We start from the raw sequence: 16,666 nt of genomic DNA, 5'->3' as shown, positions 1-16,666 counted from the left end.
CCAATCAAGAAGATCGTGAGAAAGGGAGGGGGTAGTCACAAAAAGCGGTTGGGGAAACCGGATTCCGATCGGAGGAGGTGGCGGGGGCGAGGGGTCTTGTACGCGGGAGGCCGGGGCAAGCGGGGGAGGGTCGAGCAGTCGTCGCGCGACTCGGGTCGGTCCGGAGGCTCGAACGGAGGAGCGTCAGAGGGGAGGAGAGAACGAGCAGGGCGAGAGGGGGGGGGAGGATCGGGGACGCATCGGGCAGAAGTCAGGCGCGTCCCCGATCGGGAGGACGGAGGAGGTCAGGGTGCGGGGGCGGGGGCGACGGGGCGGCCGTCGAGCAGGGTGTCGAGCTGGCGGGCGAGGATGTCGAGCACGGCCTCGCCGGTGCCGAGGTGGACGGCCTGCACGGTGCCGTCGCGGGAGATGAGGACGAGGGTCGGGATGGAGGTGATGCCGTAGGCGTCGGTCGCGCGGCCGTCGGGGTCGAGGGGGACGGGCAGGTCGACCTCGAGCGCGTCGAGGGTGCGGCGAATCTCCTCGGCCTCCTCGCCGACGTTGACGGCGTAGCAGACGACCCCGCGATCGCGGTACGGCTGCAGGGCGGCCGAGAGCCGGGGGAGCAGGTCGAGGCAGGGGTTGGCCCAGGACGCCCAGAAGCAGAGGACGACGACGTCGCGACCGGCGTGGAAGGCGAGGTTCGTCTTGCTGCCGTCGAGCCGGTTGAGGTCCAGCTCGGGGGCCGGGCCGCCGACCAGGGTGCCGGCCGAGCCGTTGGCCAGGGCGGCGTAGATGTCCTCGACCCGGGTGGCGTCGTCGGGAAGATCCAGGGCGAAGGCGTCGTCGGGGATCGGCCCGCCGAGGGTCCAGTCGAAGGTGGCGGTGGTGACGAGCCGGTCGGCCCGGCCCTCGCCGGTGGGGACGGTCAGGATCCGGACGAGCTTGCGGGGCAACGGCTCGGCCTCGGGGCCGATCCAGAGTTCCTCCTCGTCGCCCCGCCAGCTCAGGGAGTAGCGGTCGAGCGCCCGGCCGTCGAGTTCCTCGGTGCCGAGGAAGGCGCCGCCGGTCGCGTACGACCGGACGAGGTCGACCAGGTCGGGGCGCAGGAGGGTATCGATCAAGGACCCGCTGAGGCTGATGGCGACGATCGGGTTCCGTTCCAGGGCCCGGGCCGGGTCGTTGAGCTGTTCGGCCTGCGAGTAGAGGCCCCTGGCGGGGTAGAAGGTGGTCGCGGTCTGGCCGTCGCCGACGACGATGAGCGACGGCTCGGGGCGGTCGCCGGGCCGGACCTCGATCCGGAAGCGGCCGGGGCGCCGGACCCGGAGCCGGTAGAGGTTGGTGCCGGCCTGGTCGTCGTCCCGGGCCCCTTCGACGGTCCAGTCGAGCCGGACGGTCAGGTCGAACGCCTCGAGGTCGGCGAGGTAGCCGACCAGCCGCTCGTAGGCGGCGATCAGCTTCGGGTCGTTGGCGCCGGGGGCGTCCGGGGGCGCCGCCTCCTGGGCGGGGGGCGCGGGGACGGCCAGGGCCAGGACGAGCGTCGGGACGATCGAGAGCATGGAATGTTGACCCCATGAACGTGCTTCGAGGCGTTTGGATGCTCAGTACGGCGACGGCGATGGGGCCGGGGCCGATCCGGAGACGACGGCCCGGGCCTGGTCGATCAGGTCTCGGATGCGGAGGATCCGGGCGTTGTTCGGGCCGATCTGCCCCCGGCCGACGCGGAGGGTGCGGTCGACGAGGCGCCGGATGATCGCCTCGGACTCGGCCTGCTGGCGGCCGACCGCGGGGTTCCAGCCGCCGGCCGAGAGGCCCTGGCGGAGCCCGGTCAGGGCGTTGCGCAGCTCCTGGGCGTCGCGGTGGAACTGGGGGCCTTCGGGGATGACCGACAGGTTCGGGCGGATGCCGAGCAGGTAGACGTCGACCTCCCGGATCGCCTCGTCGACCAGGGGGACGGCCCGGGCCGTGGGGGGGAGCACTCCCCCGCCGCCCCCCGGGCCCGGGATGCCCGGCCAGGGGAGCTGGCCGTAGCCGGGGGGGTCGATGAGGACCGGCTGGTTCGGGTCGTACCCGGGATCGCCCCCAGGCCGAGCAGCCGGCCCAGCTCGTCGATGCCGCGCTCGACGTCGGCCCAGTTGCGGGCGATCCCGCGCGGGGGGCGGCTCCCCTGGATCACCGCCCCGGTGCGTCGGGCCTGGTTGCGGACCGGCCGGAGGACCGGCCCGAGCTGAGACGCCAGCACTTGCCGACGCGCGAGGTCGTTCACCCGGTCGAGCCCCGAGGCCATGCCGTCGAGGTCTCGGAGCACGCCGTCGAAGGGCGGGTAGGTGCCGACCTCGCGCCCGATCCGGTCGCGGAGGGCCTGGATGGCGGCCAGGGTCTGCCCGGAGAGGTCGGCCACGCGCCGCCAGTCGTAGCCGGGGGCCGAGGGGGGGCCGCCCGGCGGCCGGCCGGGGGGGGCCGGGAAGGGGGGCCGCCCGGGAGAGGGCGGGAAGGGCGGCCGGCCGGTCGGCGGGCGGCCCGATCCGCCATCGGCCCGGCCGCCCAGTTCGGCAACCATGCGGTCGATGCGGCGGGCCGAGGCGGCGGCCCGGGGTGCGGTGCCGGGAGGGCGGTTCAGCTCGCGCTGGACCTCGGCCAGGGCGCGTTCGACGCCGTCGAGGGCCTGGAGGAGGCGGTCCTCGTCGGGCCTTCGCCGTCGCGCCTCTTCCCGGTAGGCGTCGGCGGCCCCGAGCAGGGCATTGCCCCGGATCTCCAGGTTGCGTCCCTGGCGGGTGCCGGCGAGCTCGTCGCGGGCCTCCCAGAGGAAGCGCTCCGACTCGGCCACGAGCTGATCGGCCGGGACGCTCGGCGACCGGCTCGGGCCGAATTGGGCCGGGGCCTCCGCCCCGAGACTCAGCCCCATGACCAGGGTCACGACCGCCACGACGCAGGATCGGCACATCTTCGGGGATATCCTCTTTTTGTTGAGCGGGGGATGCGGCCTCCGAGATCGCCTTCCGTGGTCGCGGCCTCGCTCGCCCGATCGACCGGGCATCGGGGCGGCGGGCCTGGGCCTTGTTGATGTCACGAGAAGAACGGGAGCAAATAGCGGACCAGCAGCGCGGGGGGCTGCTTCGGCAGGATGAGCAGGAGGCCGATCGCGATGCAGGTCATCTGCGAGAGGACGGCCAGCCAGACGACGCCGAGGCTGACGGAGCGGGCCTCTCCCGAGGGCCGGGCGCGACGGCGGCGACTCCGGCCGGGGCCTCCCGGGCGCAGCATGCTCCGCGCGCGGTGGATGTAGGCGTTGCCGAGCGCGAAGTGGACCAGGGCGCAGCAGAGGACGCTGAAGAGCAGGAAGACGCTCCCGGCATGCTGCGCGACCCCTTCGCCGCCGCGGAGGTCCTGGAAGGCGAGGGCGGCGAAGGCCACGAGCGTGGCGTTGTCGGACCCCCTGAGGATCTCCTCGTTGCCGAACAGGAGCAATTCCTGGCGGACCCCCTCCTCCGGGGTCGCGTCCGAGGGGGGGGGCGTCTGATCCTCGGGGGGCGGGGAACTGCTCATGATTCCCTGGGGTTGGACACCGCGGAAGGGCGGCTCGGCGACCGCCCGGGGGTCTCGATCGGGCCAGAGGGCCGGATAACGACCAAGGGAGGCAACGGCTCACGACCGGGCCGATCGGACCGAGGCCGACCGGAGCGATTGCCGGATCCGGGAGCCTCCCCGGCGCACGGTCAGGGCGGCGACGATGAGGACGGTCGCCCGCATGGCGCCCGACCGGGTTTCGGCGCCGGGGTCGTCGTCGCCGGCGGCGACGGCGGTCGACGAGGCCGCCTCGGCGGCGTCCGCCGCGCCGACGGCCGGCGCGACGGTCGCGGTCTCGGGGGCCATCGTCGCGTCGGGGTCGGGGTCGGGGCCGGGGTCGACGACGGCGGGGGATGGCGAGGCCGAGGCGATGGCCTCGGGGCCGACGGCCGCGGCGTCCGGGGCCTCGGCCGATCCGGCGGCCACCCCGGCCGATTCGGTCGGGGGGGGCGGCGCGGCCGGCGCGGTTTGCTCGGCCGAAACGACGGCCGAGGGGGCCTCGACCGGGATCGGCGGCGGGGAGGATGCTCTCGGGGCCGGGTCGGGGGCATCCTGGCCGACCAGGGTGGCGATGGGGGCGGCCAGGGTCGCCGGGGACGGGGACGGGGCCGGTGCCGGGCGGCCGGGGCCATCCGGGGCGATGGCCAGGGTCGCGGGCCGGGGGTCGGCGGGATCGGCCGGCAGGAGGGCTTCGGCCAGGGCTTGATCGGCGGCCTGCGCGGGCGGGACCGGCTCGGGGGCCTCGACCGTCACGGGGACGCCCAGCACGGCGGACTCCTGGCGATCGTCGCTGACCGTGACCGTGATGACGAAGGAGCCGATGCGGTCGTACAGGAACGCCGATTCGAAGGCGGTCGAGCCGGGCGGCAGGTCGATCCGGGACGGTTCGCCGGCCCCCCAGTCGATCGAGACCGTCAGGGGGTCGAGGATTCCCGGGTCGGACACGGCGGCGGCCAGGTCGACCGGGGTCCCGAGCGTGACGCGACGGGGGGCGAGCACCTGCTGCAAGGCGGGGGGGGCGTTGCGCACCCGGACCAGGGCCGAGGCCTCGGACGCGTCGGCGCCGTCGCTCACGCGGACCGTGACGGAGTAGTCGCCATCCTGGAGGTAGCGATGGGGCCGGGGGGGGATCGGGCCGGGCCGATCGACCGGGAACGTCTCGACGGCCGAGCCGTCTCCCCAGTCGACCGCCACCGACCAGCCATCCTCGAGGCCGGGGTCGTCGAACGACCCGATCGCGAGGATGGCCTCCCGGCCTTCGATGGCGTCCTGGTCGGCGGCGACGGTCACGGAGGGGGCGGCGTTGCGGACGACGACGGCCCGCCCGGCCTCGTCGAAGGCCCCGCGATCGTCCTCGACCCGGACGGAAAGGCGGACGGTCCCATCACGGGGGACGGTCAGCCAGGCTTCCCCGGGGGTCTCGGACGGCTCGATCCGGCCGTCGCCTTCGAGGGCGAAGCGGAAGGTGATCGCGTCGTCCGCGTCGGGGTCGGAGGCGGAGACGATCACCCGGCTCGGCCGGCCCTCGACGACCGGTTCCTCGACCCGGAGGGAGGTGATTCGGGGGCTTCGGTTCTGCGGCTCGGGCGGGAGGTCGACGTCGATCAGGGCGGCGTCGATCCCGACCGTGAAGTCGAAGAAATTGTCGCCGGGGTCGTCGTCGAGGAGCTGCACGACGATCGCGCCGGTGTCCCGGATCGAGTCGAGGACGAGGCGGAGGACCTCGGGGTCGGTGACGTGGAAGAAGCCGGTGTCGACGCGGTCGTTGCGGAAGCCGCCCTCGGGGTTCTCGGACAGGATGGCGGTGCCCGAGGCGTCGGTCTCGACGGTCGGCACCCGGTCGAACCGGCCGACGGCGATGCCGTTGAGCAGGAGGGTGTTGTCGTCGCGGTCGAAGTCGCCGGGCCCGGTGTCGCCGTCGTCGACGGTCAGGCGGACGCTCAGCTCGGCCAGGGCGCCGCCGAGGGCGTCGACCACGGCGGGGGAGAAGCCGGGCCGCTCGCCGATCGTGCCCGGGTTGCCGCGGGACTCGGGGGGATTGCCGCCCTCGAAGTCGCCGACGAACAGGTCGCGGGCCCGGATCTGCGAGACGACGCGGCTGCCTCCCTCGCCGATCAGGTCGATCACGATCCCCCCGACCGGCGAGACCCCCGCCGGCAGCAAGGCGCCGCGGGTGGGGGAGGTCAGGGTGAAGGTCGTGAGCAGGACCTTCGGTTCGAGCCGCTGCAGCTCGGGCCGGGCGCGAAGCGATCGGGGGTGTCCGCGGGGCCGTGGCATGGCGTTGGACCGATCGGGGGAAGACGAGGGGTTGGCACGACGCGGGGGCCGGCCAGGCCCGCCGGCACGCCCCGGGGACCGGGCCCGATCCCGGGCCCCGTCGGCACGAACGTTTCGAATACCCGGACGGCGTCACGCATCCCATTGTAGCCGAGGGAGGCGGGTTCGGCGAGCACCCTCGCGTGATCCGCTTGAATGAACACAGGGACACGCAGCGCAATCGTCCGGGCGCAACGACGTGTTCAAGGCTTCCGTTGTTCAACGGTGCAACGATCCGAGGGGCCTGCCCGGCGCGTCGCCCCGCCCGAGAAAACCTGCAAAAGGGGGGGACGCGCACCACCCCGACACGGGCCACGACGGCCCGGTCGGGGCGGTGCGATCGGCCGTCGGGGTGCGTCCTGCCCGCCCGGGGGACCTCGCGCGACGGGAGTCGCGGGATCGGGCGGGGCTCGCCTGGGAAGGCCGGCGGATCCGATCAGCGGGGCAGGAACTGGACGGCGTCGAGCACGACGTGACCGTCGGTCCCCTCGTTGCGGACCTCGACGAGCGATTCGCCATCAAAACGGAAGGTGCCGAGCGACTGGAAGGGGCCGGGGCCGGCGGGGGCTTGCCGCTGGTTGAGGGTCAACGCGGCCTGCCCGTCGGCGTGCCGGATGAGGATCGGGACGTTCGTGGCGCGGTTCGAGGACGGCGCGAAGGCGATGCGGACCTCGTACGATCCCGGCTCCAGGGTGGCGCGGTAGGAGGCGGACTTGCCCCCTTTGTGCTCGTCGCCGTCGTGCCGGTAGCCGAGGTCGACGAACGGCCGGAGCGCGGAGCTGATGCCCCAGTTCCCGACGAGTTCGGCCGCTTCGTCGTCGATGACGACGCCGTCGAGGTCGGACGACTGGAACGAGACGTTCGGGCGGTTGGAGGTCGAGTCGGGCAGGTCGAGCACCTGGCCGTCGTCGAGGAGGCGGGCGGCGAGGGCGTCGGCCGGGATCCCCTGCACCGAGGTCCCGTGGTCGATCGCCAACACGGCCCCGGTGGCGGCTGCTTGGCCGAGGATCATGAAGACCGGCTCCATCCGGATCGAGCCGTAGGCGATGTGCGACGACGAGAGGCAGACGGGCACGACGAGGTTGGCGCACTCACCTTCCCTCGGCACGAGGGCGCGGTAGCTGATCTGATAGGGGCCGCCGGGGCTGATCTGGATGTCCCCCTCGTTGCGGGCGTGGCCGTGCTCGTCGACGTAGCGCTGGACGTTGTGGCTGTCCATGTTGTACGAGCCCATGCCGACGGAATCGGGCGTTTTGTCGACGCCGCGCAGGTGCCGCTCGGTCATGACGAAGTCGGAGACCATCCGGCGGGCCTCTCGGACGTAGATCTGATGCGGCCAGTGCCCGTTATCGGTGAACTCGTCGCGGGAGAGGCCGTAGCTGGCGGCCTTCGAGCGGATGTCGTCGGGGATGTCGGGGTCGTTGGCGAGGAAGTACATCAGGCCTTTCTGATACTGCTCGTGCTCGGCGATGATCTCGCGGCGGCGCTCGTACGAGGCCTCGGGGTAGTCGTAGTTCTGGCCGATGTTGTCGGTCGAGAAGGCGCCGTGGTTGTTGGTGTCGGTCTTGCGGTTCGGGATCGGGTCGAACTTGTTGAAGACCCCCTTGAAGCCGCCCTGCAAGTAGCGGCGGAGCAGCTCGTACTGGGCCGGGTCGTAGCCTTCGGGCTTGGCGAAGGGGACGCGGTTCTCGGGGTGGTCGGTCAGGCACATGCGGAAGCAATAGGCCTGGAGGCGGTGGTCGGCTTCGCCGTCGGCGCCGGGGTCGTCGTCGTGGATGAGGGGCAGGAGGCCGCTGGAGGGGTCGCCGGGATTGACGTAGGGGTCGACCGGGAAATCGAACTGGTGGCTGACGGCGCGTTTCTTCTGGACGCCGTTGAGGGTCTCGCCGTACCGGGCATTGGCCTCGCGGCCGACCGTGTAGGAGACGCCGGCGGCGGCCATCAGGTCCCCTTCATACGTCGCGTCGATGAACATGGCGCCGCGGAAGGTCCGGCCGTCGAGGGTGGTGATGCCGACGATCCGGTTGCCGTCCTTCTGGACGCCGCCCTCGCGGTCGAGCCAGGCGTCCCGGACGACCGGGATCTCGTGCTCGGCGACGAGGTCCTCGAAGACGGCCTCGGCGACGTGGGGCTCGAAGATCCACATGGTCCGGTTCTCGCCGTCGATGGCGGGGGTCCCCTGCCCCGCGTTGCCGTAGTCGTCGCGGGCTTGCCAGCGCCAGGCGTCGGGGTCCTGGTACTTCCGCCAGACGCGGTGGTAGAACTCCCGGGAGATGCCGCCGATGCCGTCCTTGCGGCCGCTGTCGGTCCAGCCGAGGCCGCCGCTGGAGAGGCCGCCGAGGTGGACGTCGGGCGAGACGACCACGACGGACTTGCCCATCCGGTCGGCCTGCACGGCCGCGGCGATCCCCGCAGACGTGCCGCCGTAGACGACCACGTCGAATGGCTCGGGCGGCCCGATCGAGGAGAGGGGGGTCGAGGACACGGCGGCGATCAGGAGCAGGAACGTCATCACACTCACCCAAGGCAAGGGAGAAAGAAGGGCGCACGGCGAAACGACCCCGAGGATCGATCCGCCGAGGGCCGGCGTCTCGGCCTCTCATTGAACCATCCGGGGCCGCTTCGAGCCATCGATTCCCGGCACTCGGGGCCCGTCAGGGCGATTCGACGACCTAGACTTCCCAGGAGGCGACGATCCCAAGTGGCCCTCCCCCGATCGTCCGGGATGGGCGATCCCCGACGCCGAACGCGATGAGGACGCGATGAATCCCCTCCGGGCTCTCCTCGGGATTCCGACGAAGGACGGCCAGCAACGCCGTCCGGGCGGTGCGAACCGCAGGCGTTCGATCCGTCATGCGTCCGATGTTCCGGTCGTGCTCGGCTGGTGGGACGAGGAGGAGTTCCGGTCGATCGCCGGGAACCTCGTCGACATTTCCCAGGGTGGGGCCGCGGTGGTCCTGGGCCCCGGGGCAGGCCCTCCCGGGGGGATCGCCCACCTTCGGCTCGACGAAGCCGAGGGACGCCCCTGGGTCGCGGTCGAGATTCGGTCTGTCCGGCCCTCGGAGGGGGGGGCGACGGTCGCTCACCTGGAATTCGACGGCGGTTGTTCCTATGCCTTGTTCCGCAAGGCGCTGCCCGCGACCCGCCTCGACAGCCCGGGGGCCGGTTACGCCTCGGGGGAATTCGACACGAGGACCTGGCGATGAGCCCGCCGCCCCCGCCCCGATCGCCGAGGCCCGGGCGCCGGGCCTCGGCGATCGCCCGGAGGGGAGGGGGCGCGGATCAGTTGGCCTTCGTCGGCAAGGGGGCCTCGAGGGTGTCGCCGTTGGGGGTGAAGCCGTCGCCGCCGAGGTCGAGGAAGATCGGGTTGGAGACGGCGATCGGCCGATCGTCGGCGTGACCGCCCTCCCCGAAGACGGCGCCGAGCGTCGAGCGTTCGCCGACGGTGGCGACGATCACGTGCGTATCGGCCTCGATCGTGAGGGGGATCTCGCGATCGAAGGCCACCGGGCCGTCGTCGCCGAAGGCGTCGGGGGTGTCGGCCCGGGTGTAGTTCAACGCCCCCGACGCCCGGCCGTTGAGGAAGACCTGGACGCGGTCGACGTCGAACCAGTTGGGGCACTGGACCCGGACGCGGAGCGTGGCCGAGCCGCCGGGGACCTCCAGGTCGCCCCCGGGGATGGCCTCGGCCCCGTTGGATCGGATGGCGACGTCAAGGAAGGGGCCGTTGGTCATGATCACCTGGCCGGATTCGGCGGCGCGGACCATGTCGGCGACGTCGATTTCCCTCGGGTCGTCGGTCGGGCTCTTGAGGTAGTTGCGCAGCCATCCGGAGCCGTGGAGGTTGTAGTGGGCGTCGGTGTTGACGACGCCGGGGAAGCGGTGCCCCTGGTTGATCATCTGCATCCAGTTGACGATCGTGTTGTTGTACGATCGGCCATTGCGCTCGATCCGGGCCGGCTCGAAGATGAAGTGGGGCGGGTGGACCTCGATGACGTCGATGTGGCCGAACATCCCCCGGAACCCCTGATCGGGCTCGCCGTCGCCGTTGCGGTCGAAGAAGACGTGGCCGAGGTCGGGGTGATTGAGCTGGATCAGCTTGTCGCTGTAGCCGTCCCAGAGGGCCAGGCGCTCGATCTGCATCTCGGGGTCGAGGTCTCTCATCGGGCCGCCGCCGTCCTGGACGTGCTCGCGGAGCACGAGCGGGAAGGCGTTCTGGTGGTTGACGTCGCCGGGGATGCTCGTCAGCTCGATCCCCGTGCAGGTGGCCATCAGGTGCTCGGCCCCGAGCGACCGCAGGTGCGGCACGTAGGTCGACAGGCGGTTGTGCTCGGTGCAGGGGGCGAACTCGACGTGCTCGCAGAGCAGGTTGAGCACCCGGCCGAGCTGGCTCGACGAGTTGTCGCCCGAGGGGGTCGAGTGGCTGTGGAAGTCGGAGCTGACCCAGCCGGTCGTGTCGACCGACCGCTCCAGGGTGGCGGCGAGGGTCGTCTCCTCCCCTCGATCGACGGCCAACTCGGTGAACACGGCGTCATATTCCGGCCCGTAGCTGACGATCACGTCGTACGAGCCGGGCAGGAGCGGGACCGAGAAGGCGCCGTCGTGGGAGTAGTAGAGGTTGCCGACGGCGTGCGTCCCGGTGTCGGGCCCGAAGTCGGGGGTCGGGGTGCCGTCCTTGCCGACGAACTGGACCTTGCAGGGAATCGGGCCGCCCTGCTCGCTCGTGATGCTGGCCGCGACCCGGCCCGGCCGGGGCAGCGTGGCGGCGTATCGGCCGGGGCCCTGCTCGGTCAGCTCGCCCGTCCGATCCCCCCACGGGGCGACCACCTCGACCCGGTAATCCGAACCGTTGTCGGGCACTCGGGCCGTCAACCGGCCTTCGGCGTCGGTCCGGCCGCGGCCGAACAGCTCCCCGTCCAGTTCCAGCGTCACGTCGGCCCCGGCGACCGGGGCCCCCGAGGTGTCCCGGACCGTCAACGAGGCGGGCGTCAGCCGATCGCCGCCGATCGCCGCCGCCTTGAGGCCGAACAGGTCGCCCGCCGGGAAGAACCGCCGCGACACCGAGAGCCGATCGCCGGGCTTCAAGGCCACGTCGTCCTGCTCATCGAGCACGTAGCGGAGGGTCGAGAGGTGCCCCCGGGTCTCGGCGTCGAGGGCCAGGCGGGCGACCGATCCCGAGGCCTCGGCCTCGCCCGGCTGCACCCCGTACGCCTGGCCGAAGTGGCGGTCCTCGGCCCAGAAGAGCGGGGTTCGGCCGTCGGCGGCCTTCTCGAAGGTCCGCTCGGCCCGCAAGACGTCGGCCGGATCGACCGTCAGGTCGCGGCCGGTGTCGTTCGTCCAGGTCGTCTCGATGGTGATGGCGTCGGCGTCGTCGGCCAGGGTGTAGCGCAGCTCGACCAGGGGGCGGTCGGGCCTCGGCTTCGACAGGAGCTTCAGGGTGATCGACCCGGCCCGGACGAACATCGACGGCCTCGCCTGGTTCGTGCCGTCCGCCTCATTGCGCTCGACGTCGAAGATCTCGGGTTGATCGACCTCGACGCCGGCAAACTGGAAGTCGTTCGTCGGCGAGGCGGCGAAGAGGACCTGGAGCTGGTCGCCCCCGCCTCCGTCTCGCCTCGCCAGGTCGATGATCATGCCGCCGACGTCTCGGACCATCATGTTGGCGTTCCGCATCCGGACCGGCCGGGCGATCACGGCCACGACCCGGTCGTTGCGCAGCACGATGTCGCCGTAGATGGCGTCGGCCTCCTTGCCCGTCGGGGCGTACGCATCCCAGGTCTGGGGGGAGAGGGTGACCAGGTCGGTCCCCCTCGCCCCCGGGGCCAGGATCGCCAGCAAGGCGCCGGCCAACCATCCGCCGCGAAGGAAGATTCTCATGGCATCGTCATCCCTGGAAACTCGAATCGGAAGTCAAGGGGGGCAAGCCTCTGGACCGGACTCATTGAACGCCCCCATCCCGCCGATCGCCAGCACTTTCTCCGACGTTCTCGCCGGTTTCACGAGACATTCATCCCGCCCCCGGATCGGGATCTTGCATATCCCGATCAAGAAAGGATAGATTGGCTCTCCGTTCCGATCCCACCCCCTTTGGTCTCCCGAGCCCGAGCCGTGATGGTGCGTATCTGCTGGCTGATGCTGATGCTGGTCATTGGCTGCGGGACTGTGGTGCTGGCCGGGCCGGCCGGCGACCCGACGGCCGTCGGGGACGGTCCGATCGCGGAGAGCCCCGCCGAGGGGGCCGAGGCCGGGGATCTCGTGGTCGAGGACGAGGCCGGGGCTGGGGCCGAGGCGGAGCGGCCGGCGCTCGGCTTCGGGGCCTGGTTCACGCTGGGATTGACGGCGATCGTCTTGCTGACGCTGGTCCGGGACTGGGCGCCGCCGGACGTCGTCTTCCTGGGGGCGGCGGTCTTGCTGGCGCTGGTGGGGGTCCTGGAGCCGAGCGAGGCGTTCGGCGGGTTCTCGAACCCGGGGGTGTTGACGGTCGCCGGGATGTTCGTGGTGGCCGCCGGCCTGCGCGAGACGGGGGTGCTCGACATCATCGGCGATCGCCTGCTCGGCCGGGTCGGGACGCCCGAGGGGGCCCGGAGGAGGCTGGCGGCCCTGGTCGTGCCGAGCTCGGCCGTGATCAACAACACGCCGATCGTGGCGATGCTCCTGCCGGTGGTCGTCGACTGGTGCCGGAGGCAGCGGGTCGCGCCGTCGTCGGTCCTGATGCATCTGTCGTTCCTGTCGATCCTCGGCGGCTGCTGCACCCTGATCGGCACGAGCACGAACCTCGTGGTGCACGGCCTCCTGCTGAAGCAGGACGACCCGACCTTGCCGGGGCTCGGGTTCCTGGAACTGGGATGGGCGGGGATCCCGTGCGCGTTGGTCGGCGTGGCGTATCTGCTGGTGATTGCTCCTCGACTGACTCCGAAGCGCAAGGACGTGCTGCAGCAGTTGAGCGAGTCGAGGCGCGAATACCTCTCGGAGCTGATGGTTTCCCCCGGCTGCAAGCTGGTGGGCAAGACGGTGGAGGAGGCCGGCCTGCGGCACCTGCCGGGGCTCTTTCTCATTGAGATCGACCGGGACGGCGAGGCGATCGGCCCGGTCGAGCCGGATGTCGAGCTGCACGCCGGCGACCGCCTGATCTTCACCGGGGACGTCTCGACCATCACCGAGCTGGAGAAGGTGCCCGGCCTGATGCCGGCGGCGCAGCCGGAGTACGAGATCGCGGCCGGCTCGGGCGTCGACCGGCCCGGCCACCGGCTCTGCGAGGCGGTGCTCAGCTCGGCCTCTCCCCTGGTCAACCGGAGCGTCCGCGAGGCCGGGTTCCGGGGGATGTACGACGCGGCGGTCGTCGCCGTCCACCGCAACGGCGAGCGCCTGGCCGGCAAGGTCGGCGATATCGTCTTGCGGCCCGGCGACACCCTCTTGCTCCAGGTCGGCCCCGACTTCAGCCGGGCCTTCCGCGACCACCGGGATTTCTACCTCATCTCCGAGGTCGAAGGGTCGACCAGCCCCCGGCACCTGCGGGCGCCGGTCGCGGCGATCCTGACCGGCTTGATGGTGCTGGCCATCGCCGCGAACCTGGTCGAGCCGGCCGTCGCGGCCCTGCTCGCCGGGGGCTTGATGGTCGCCACCCGATGCCTCGACCGCCCGGCGGCATTGCGGTCGGTCGAGTGGCCGGTCTTGCTGGCGATCGCCTCCTCGCTCGGCCTGGCCGAGGCGATGGACAAGACCGGCGCCGCCGCCGCCGGGGCCGAGCTGCTGGTCGCCGCCACCCGGTCGCTCGGCCCGATCGCCGCGCTGGCCGCGCTCTATCTCGGCACGATGATCCTCAACGAGCTGGTCACCAACAACGCCGCCGCCGCCCTCGCCTTCCCCCTGGCCCTGGAGACCGCCCGGACCCTCGGCGCCGAGACCCGCCCGTTCATCATCGCCATCACCCTGGCCGCCTCCTTCGCCTTCGCCTCCCCCATCGGCTATCAGACCCACATGATGGTCTACGGCCCCGGCGGCTACCGCTACGGAGACTTCCTCCGCGTCGGACTGCCCCTGAACCTCCTGCTCTGGGTCACGGCCGTGATCCTCGTGCCCATCATCTGGCCGCTCTGATCCCGCCCGGCCTGCACATCGGCCGGGCGGCCGGGGACGTCTCGACCAACCGGGGCCACCCGCGCGAAGCCCCGCCGTCCGGCAATGACCTTTATCTCCGGCAACCGCTGAAAGACCGGCGCCTGAAACAACCGGCTCTCGATCCTGGGATTTGCCGGGTTTGCCATGCGTCAGGATGGCGATGACGCGAGATTTCCTCGAAGGATGCAGGGCTCGTTCGCGATCGGGTGCGTCGGGAGACGCGAGGGGCCGCGTCTCCCGACGCCGGATCGCAAGATGTTCACTCGGCCGGCGCAGGACGAATGTGAGCGTGTGAACCTGGTTTGCCCCTCGGCGAGCACGTTGACGCCCCGGAAGGTCGTGGCCGATTCGACCGCCTAGCGGTCGGATTCAATGCTTCACACCGGCCCCGGGACGCATCAATCATCATGATCCTGGTCCAGGAGATATTTCTTGAACCAGGCCAGGTCCCACTCCATCTTCGCTTGCCTGTGCTTGTAGGAGCCGAGCGTGTGGCCGTCACCGGGGTAGACGACCAGTTCGACGGCGACGGGCGGGTCGTTGGGGTAATACCGCAAGGCGCGATGGAAGGCGCGGGCGTGCGAGGCCGGCACGCGGGCATCGTTCTCGCCGACGTGCAAGAGCATGGGCGTGCAATAATCCTCGCCCAGGCCGAACATCGGAGACGCCTTCCGGTAGGCGTCGGGACGCTCCCAGGGCAGCCCCCGGAGGTAATTCACGACGTGTCCCGGGGTGTCCTCCTCGGCCCATTGGATGGTCATGTCGAACACGCCGGCGCCGCTGCTGGCGGCCTTGAAGCGGTCGGTCCCCGTCGCGAGGCAATTGGCGAGGTAGCCGCCGTTGCTCCAGCCGATGACGCCCAGCCGATCGGGGTCGGCGATCCCCCGTTCGATCATCGCATCGACGCCCTTCAAGATGTCCTCGACCTCGATGTCGTTCTCCCGGCCGATGAGGTCGGTGAGGAAGGCGTCGCCGTAGCCGGTCGAGCCGCGATAGTTGGGGCTCAGGAGGGCATAGCCCTGCGCCGGCAGGAGCGTCCTGCCATAGAACCAGAAATGGAAGGAGTACTTCGTGGAGGCCGTCGGCCCGCCGTGCAGCTCGACGATCAGCGGCAAGCGGTCGCCGGGGGTGTAGTCGGGGGGCAATTCCAGGATGCCTTCGACCTGATCGCCCTCGGCCCCCTCCCACTGGACGAGCGAGATCTGCGGCAACTTCCAGGTATCGACCTGCGGGTTGAGGTTGACCAGGCGCTGCGACTCGCCGGAGTCCGAATCGACGAGGAAGAGGTCGCGGTGGTACGTCAGGCCCGACTGGAGGACGGCCAGCGTCTCCCCGTCTCGGGAATGGCTGAAGTCCTCGACGACGACGTCTCCCGGGGTCAGCGTGGTCGTCTCCGGTTGATCGTCGGAGAGCCCGTTGATGCAGTAGACGCGCTTGCGGGCATGGTGATCGCCGAGGTAACACAACCCGTTCCCCTCGCTCCGCCACGCGATCGGCCCCACGAAGAAGACGTCCTCCGGCCGATCCATCTTGCGGACCTGCCAGCCTTCGTCGCCTTCGCTCGCGACGAACAGCTCCGACGGGTAACCGTCGAACGCCACGGAGAAGGCCAGAGACTCCCCGTCGGCCGACCAGGAAGGGAACTCCAGCCAGCCGTAGGGGGACGGGGCCTGCTCTCGCCAGAGTTCGTCGGGGAGCGTCTGCGACTCGCCCGATTCCAGGTCGACGACCCGGACCTCGGACTTGCCCTCGTAATTGATGATCAACTCATCCGGCACGGCGATCAACGCGGCGTGCCGCCCATCGGGCGAGACGGAGACGTCGTGAATGTAAACATTCTCATCGACGAGCTTCTTCGTCCGCCAGGTTTCCAGGTCCAGCTCCCAGAGCAAGGACACCTGATGGACCCCATGACCGTAGTCCAGGTCGCTGAATCGCTCGCGTAACTCCTTCCACGAGTCCTCGACATGCTGCTTCGAGGTCGTGTAATAGAGCGTTTTCCCGTCCTCCGCGATCTGGAAATCGTCGATCCCGCCGGAGACCCGGGTGATCGGCGTCTCCCGGCCGTCGCGGACGTCGACCCGCCACACCTGTGCCTTGCCGTCGAGGGGAGGGGATTCTTCCCCCGGGCGTTTCCGGGCGCTCAGGAAGTAGACGGACCGGTCGTCCCGGCCCCACTGGGGGTCGGAGTCGGCGGCGGGATCGAAGGTGAGCCGCCGCGTCTCGGACGTGTCCGCGTTCACGACCCAGAGGTCGAGATTGCGCGGGTCGTCCGGCGTATCCCACCGCCACTCCGCATAGGCGACGTGATCCCCGCTGGGCGAGGTAACGCACGCGACCGCGAAGCCCTGCGTGAAATAGTCGTCGATCGTGATGTCATGGGTCCGCTCGACCTCGTTCGCCCCGGACGTCGCGACGAGCAGGGCGGCGAACACCGACACCCCCCGCATCGTGGTCATCATTGGTCGCCTGGAAACCATCCTTCGCTCCCTAATGTTCAAGATCACACCCGCATATCAAGGCATTCAAGGCTTAATTCAACAACATCATCCCGGGCTGACAAGAGGTTGCCGCGTTTTTCGCGATCAACCCCGCAAACCAAAGGCGGCCAGGAGAGCCATCGGAGCAGGCCGATCCTGTGCCGTTCGCCCCAGGACTCGCAGGACCGGGACACTCGGGGCGATCG

At 70.9% G+C, this 16,666-nt stretch carries 9 protein-coding genes; 2 read left to right on the top strand and 7 right to left on the bottom strand.

The genetic code is table 11. From position 1 onward, the window contains the following. Window positions 1-284: 284 nt before the first annotated feature. The 5 genes from AB1L88_RS22190 to AB1L88_RS22170 all read right to left on the bottom strand — a co-directional run bounded on the left by AB1L88_RS22190 (window position 285) and on the right by AB1L88_RS22170 (window position 8,374). Entirely contained in the window at window positions 285-1,538 is a 1,254-nt protein-coding gene (locus AB1L88_RS22190) for a DUF2092 domain-containing protein (protein ID WP_367098881.1), read from the bottom strand. A 269-nt stretch (window positions 1,539-1,807) separates the two neighbouring features. Continuing rightward, window positions 1,808-2,923, bottom strand: a complete 1,116-nt coding sequence (locus AB1L88_RS22185) for a hypothetical protein (RefSeq protein ID WP_367098880.1) — start codon at window positions 2,921-2,923, stop codon at window positions 1,808-1,810. 122 nt (window positions 2,924-3,045) lie between these two features. Then, window positions 3,046-3,525 carry a hypothetical protein gene (locus AB1L88_RS22180; protein ID WP_367098879.1) on the bottom strand — a complete coding sequence of 160 codons (480 nt, stop codon included), beginning with the start codon at window positions 3,523-3,525 and terminating at the stop codon, window positions 3,046-3,048. A gap of 99 nt (window positions 3,526-3,624) precedes the next feature. Beyond that, window positions 3,625-5,823, bottom strand: a complete 2,199-nt coding sequence (locus tag AB1L88_RS22175; protein ID WP_367098878.1) for a PKD domain-containing protein — start codon at window positions 5,821-5,823, stop codon at window positions 3,625-3,627. 475 nt (window positions 5,824-6,298) lie between these two features. After that, window positions 6,299-8,374, bottom strand: coding sequence for an FAD-dependent oxidoreductase (locus AB1L88_RS22170; protein ID WP_367098877.1), 2,076 nt, complete (start codon window positions 8,372-8,374; stop codon window positions 6,299-6,301). A gap of 250 nt (window positions 8,375-8,624) precedes the next feature. On the opposite strand from AB1L88_RS22170, the gene AB1L88_RS22165 reads away from it, so the two are divergent. Continuing rightward, window positions 8,625-9,068, top strand: coding sequence for a PilZ domain-containing protein (locus AB1L88_RS22165; protein WP_367098876.1), 444 nt, complete (start codon window positions 8,625-8,627; stop codon window positions 9,066-9,068). A gap of 76 nt (window positions 9,069-9,144) precedes the next feature. Here AB1L88_RS22165 and AB1L88_RS22160 read toward each other — a convergent pair whose 3' ends face one another. Then, window positions 9,145-11,739: a CehA/McbA family metallohydrolase gene (locus AB1L88_RS22160; RefSeq protein WP_367098875.1), complete on the bottom strand. Its 2,595-nt coding sequence runs from the start codon at window positions 11,737-11,739 to the stop codon at window positions 9,145-9,147. 234 nt (window positions 11,740-11,973) lie between these two features. Here AB1L88_RS22160 and AB1L88_RS22155 point away from each other — a divergent pair, with 234 nt between their 5' ends. Further along, complete coding sequence (locus AB1L88_RS22155) at window positions 11,974-13,959, top strand: SLC13 family permease (RefSeq protein ID WP_367098918.1); 1,986 nt, start codon at window positions 11,974-11,976, stop codon at window positions 13,957-13,959. 419 nt (window positions 13,960-14,378) lie between these two features. Here AB1L88_RS22155 and AB1L88_RS22150 read toward each other — a convergent pair whose 3' ends face one another. Continuing rightward, window positions 14,379-16,442 (bottom strand): S9 family peptidase, encoded by a 2,064-nt coding sequence (locus AB1L88_RS22150; RefSeq protein WP_367098874.1) that lies wholly within the window; start codon window positions 16,440-16,442, stop codon window positions 14,379-14,381. Window positions 16,443-16,666 lie beyond the last annotated feature (224 nt).

This window comes from Tautonia sp. JC769 (assembly GCF_040717455.1).
GTDB lineage: Bacteria > Planctomycetota > Planctomycetia > Isosphaerales > Isosphaeraceae > Tautonia.
The sequence above is the reverse complement of the archived record's forward strand: the minus strand, read 5'-3'. Positions and strand labels throughout refer to the sequence as shown.

Bases quoted from the DNA above. Each gene is read 5' to 3' on its own strand.
- AB1L88_RS22190 (WP_367098881.1), bottom strand. From the start codon at position 1,538: ATGCTCTCGATCGTCCCGACGCTCGTCCTGGCCCTGGCCGTCCCCGCG.
- AB1L88_RS22185 (WP_367098880.1), bottom strand. From the start codon at position 2,923: ATGTGCCGATCCTGCGTCGTGGCGGTCGTGACCCTGGTCATGGGGCTG.
- AB1L88_RS22180 (WP_367098879.1), bottom strand. From the start codon at position 3,525: ATGAGCAGTTCCCCGCCCCCCGAGGATCAGACGCCCCCCCCCTCGGAC.
- AB1L88_RS22175 (WP_367098878.1), bottom strand. From the start codon at position 5,823: ATGCCACGGCCCCGCGGACACCCCCGATCGCTTCGCGCCCGGCCCGAG.
- AB1L88_RS22170 (WP_367098877.1), bottom strand. From the start codon at position 8,374: ATGACGTTCCTGCTCCTGATCGCCGCCGTGTCCTCGACCCCCCTCTCC.
- AB1L88_RS22165 (WP_367098876.1), top strand. From the start codon at position 8,625: ATGAATCCCCTCCGGGCTCTCCTCGGGATTCCGACGAAGGACGGCCAG.
- AB1L88_RS22160 (WP_367098875.1), bottom strand. From the start codon at position 11,739: ATGAGAATCTTCCTTCGCGGCGGATGGTTGGCCGGCGCCTTGCTGGCG.
- AB1L88_RS22155 (WP_367098918.1), top strand. From the start codon at position 11,974: ATGGTGCGTATCTGCTGGCTGATGCTGATGCTGGTCATTGGCTGCGGG.
- AB1L88_RS22150 (WP_367098874.1), bottom strand. From the start codon at position 16,442: ATGATGACCACGATGCGGGGGGTGTCGGTGTTCGCCGCCCTGCTCGTC.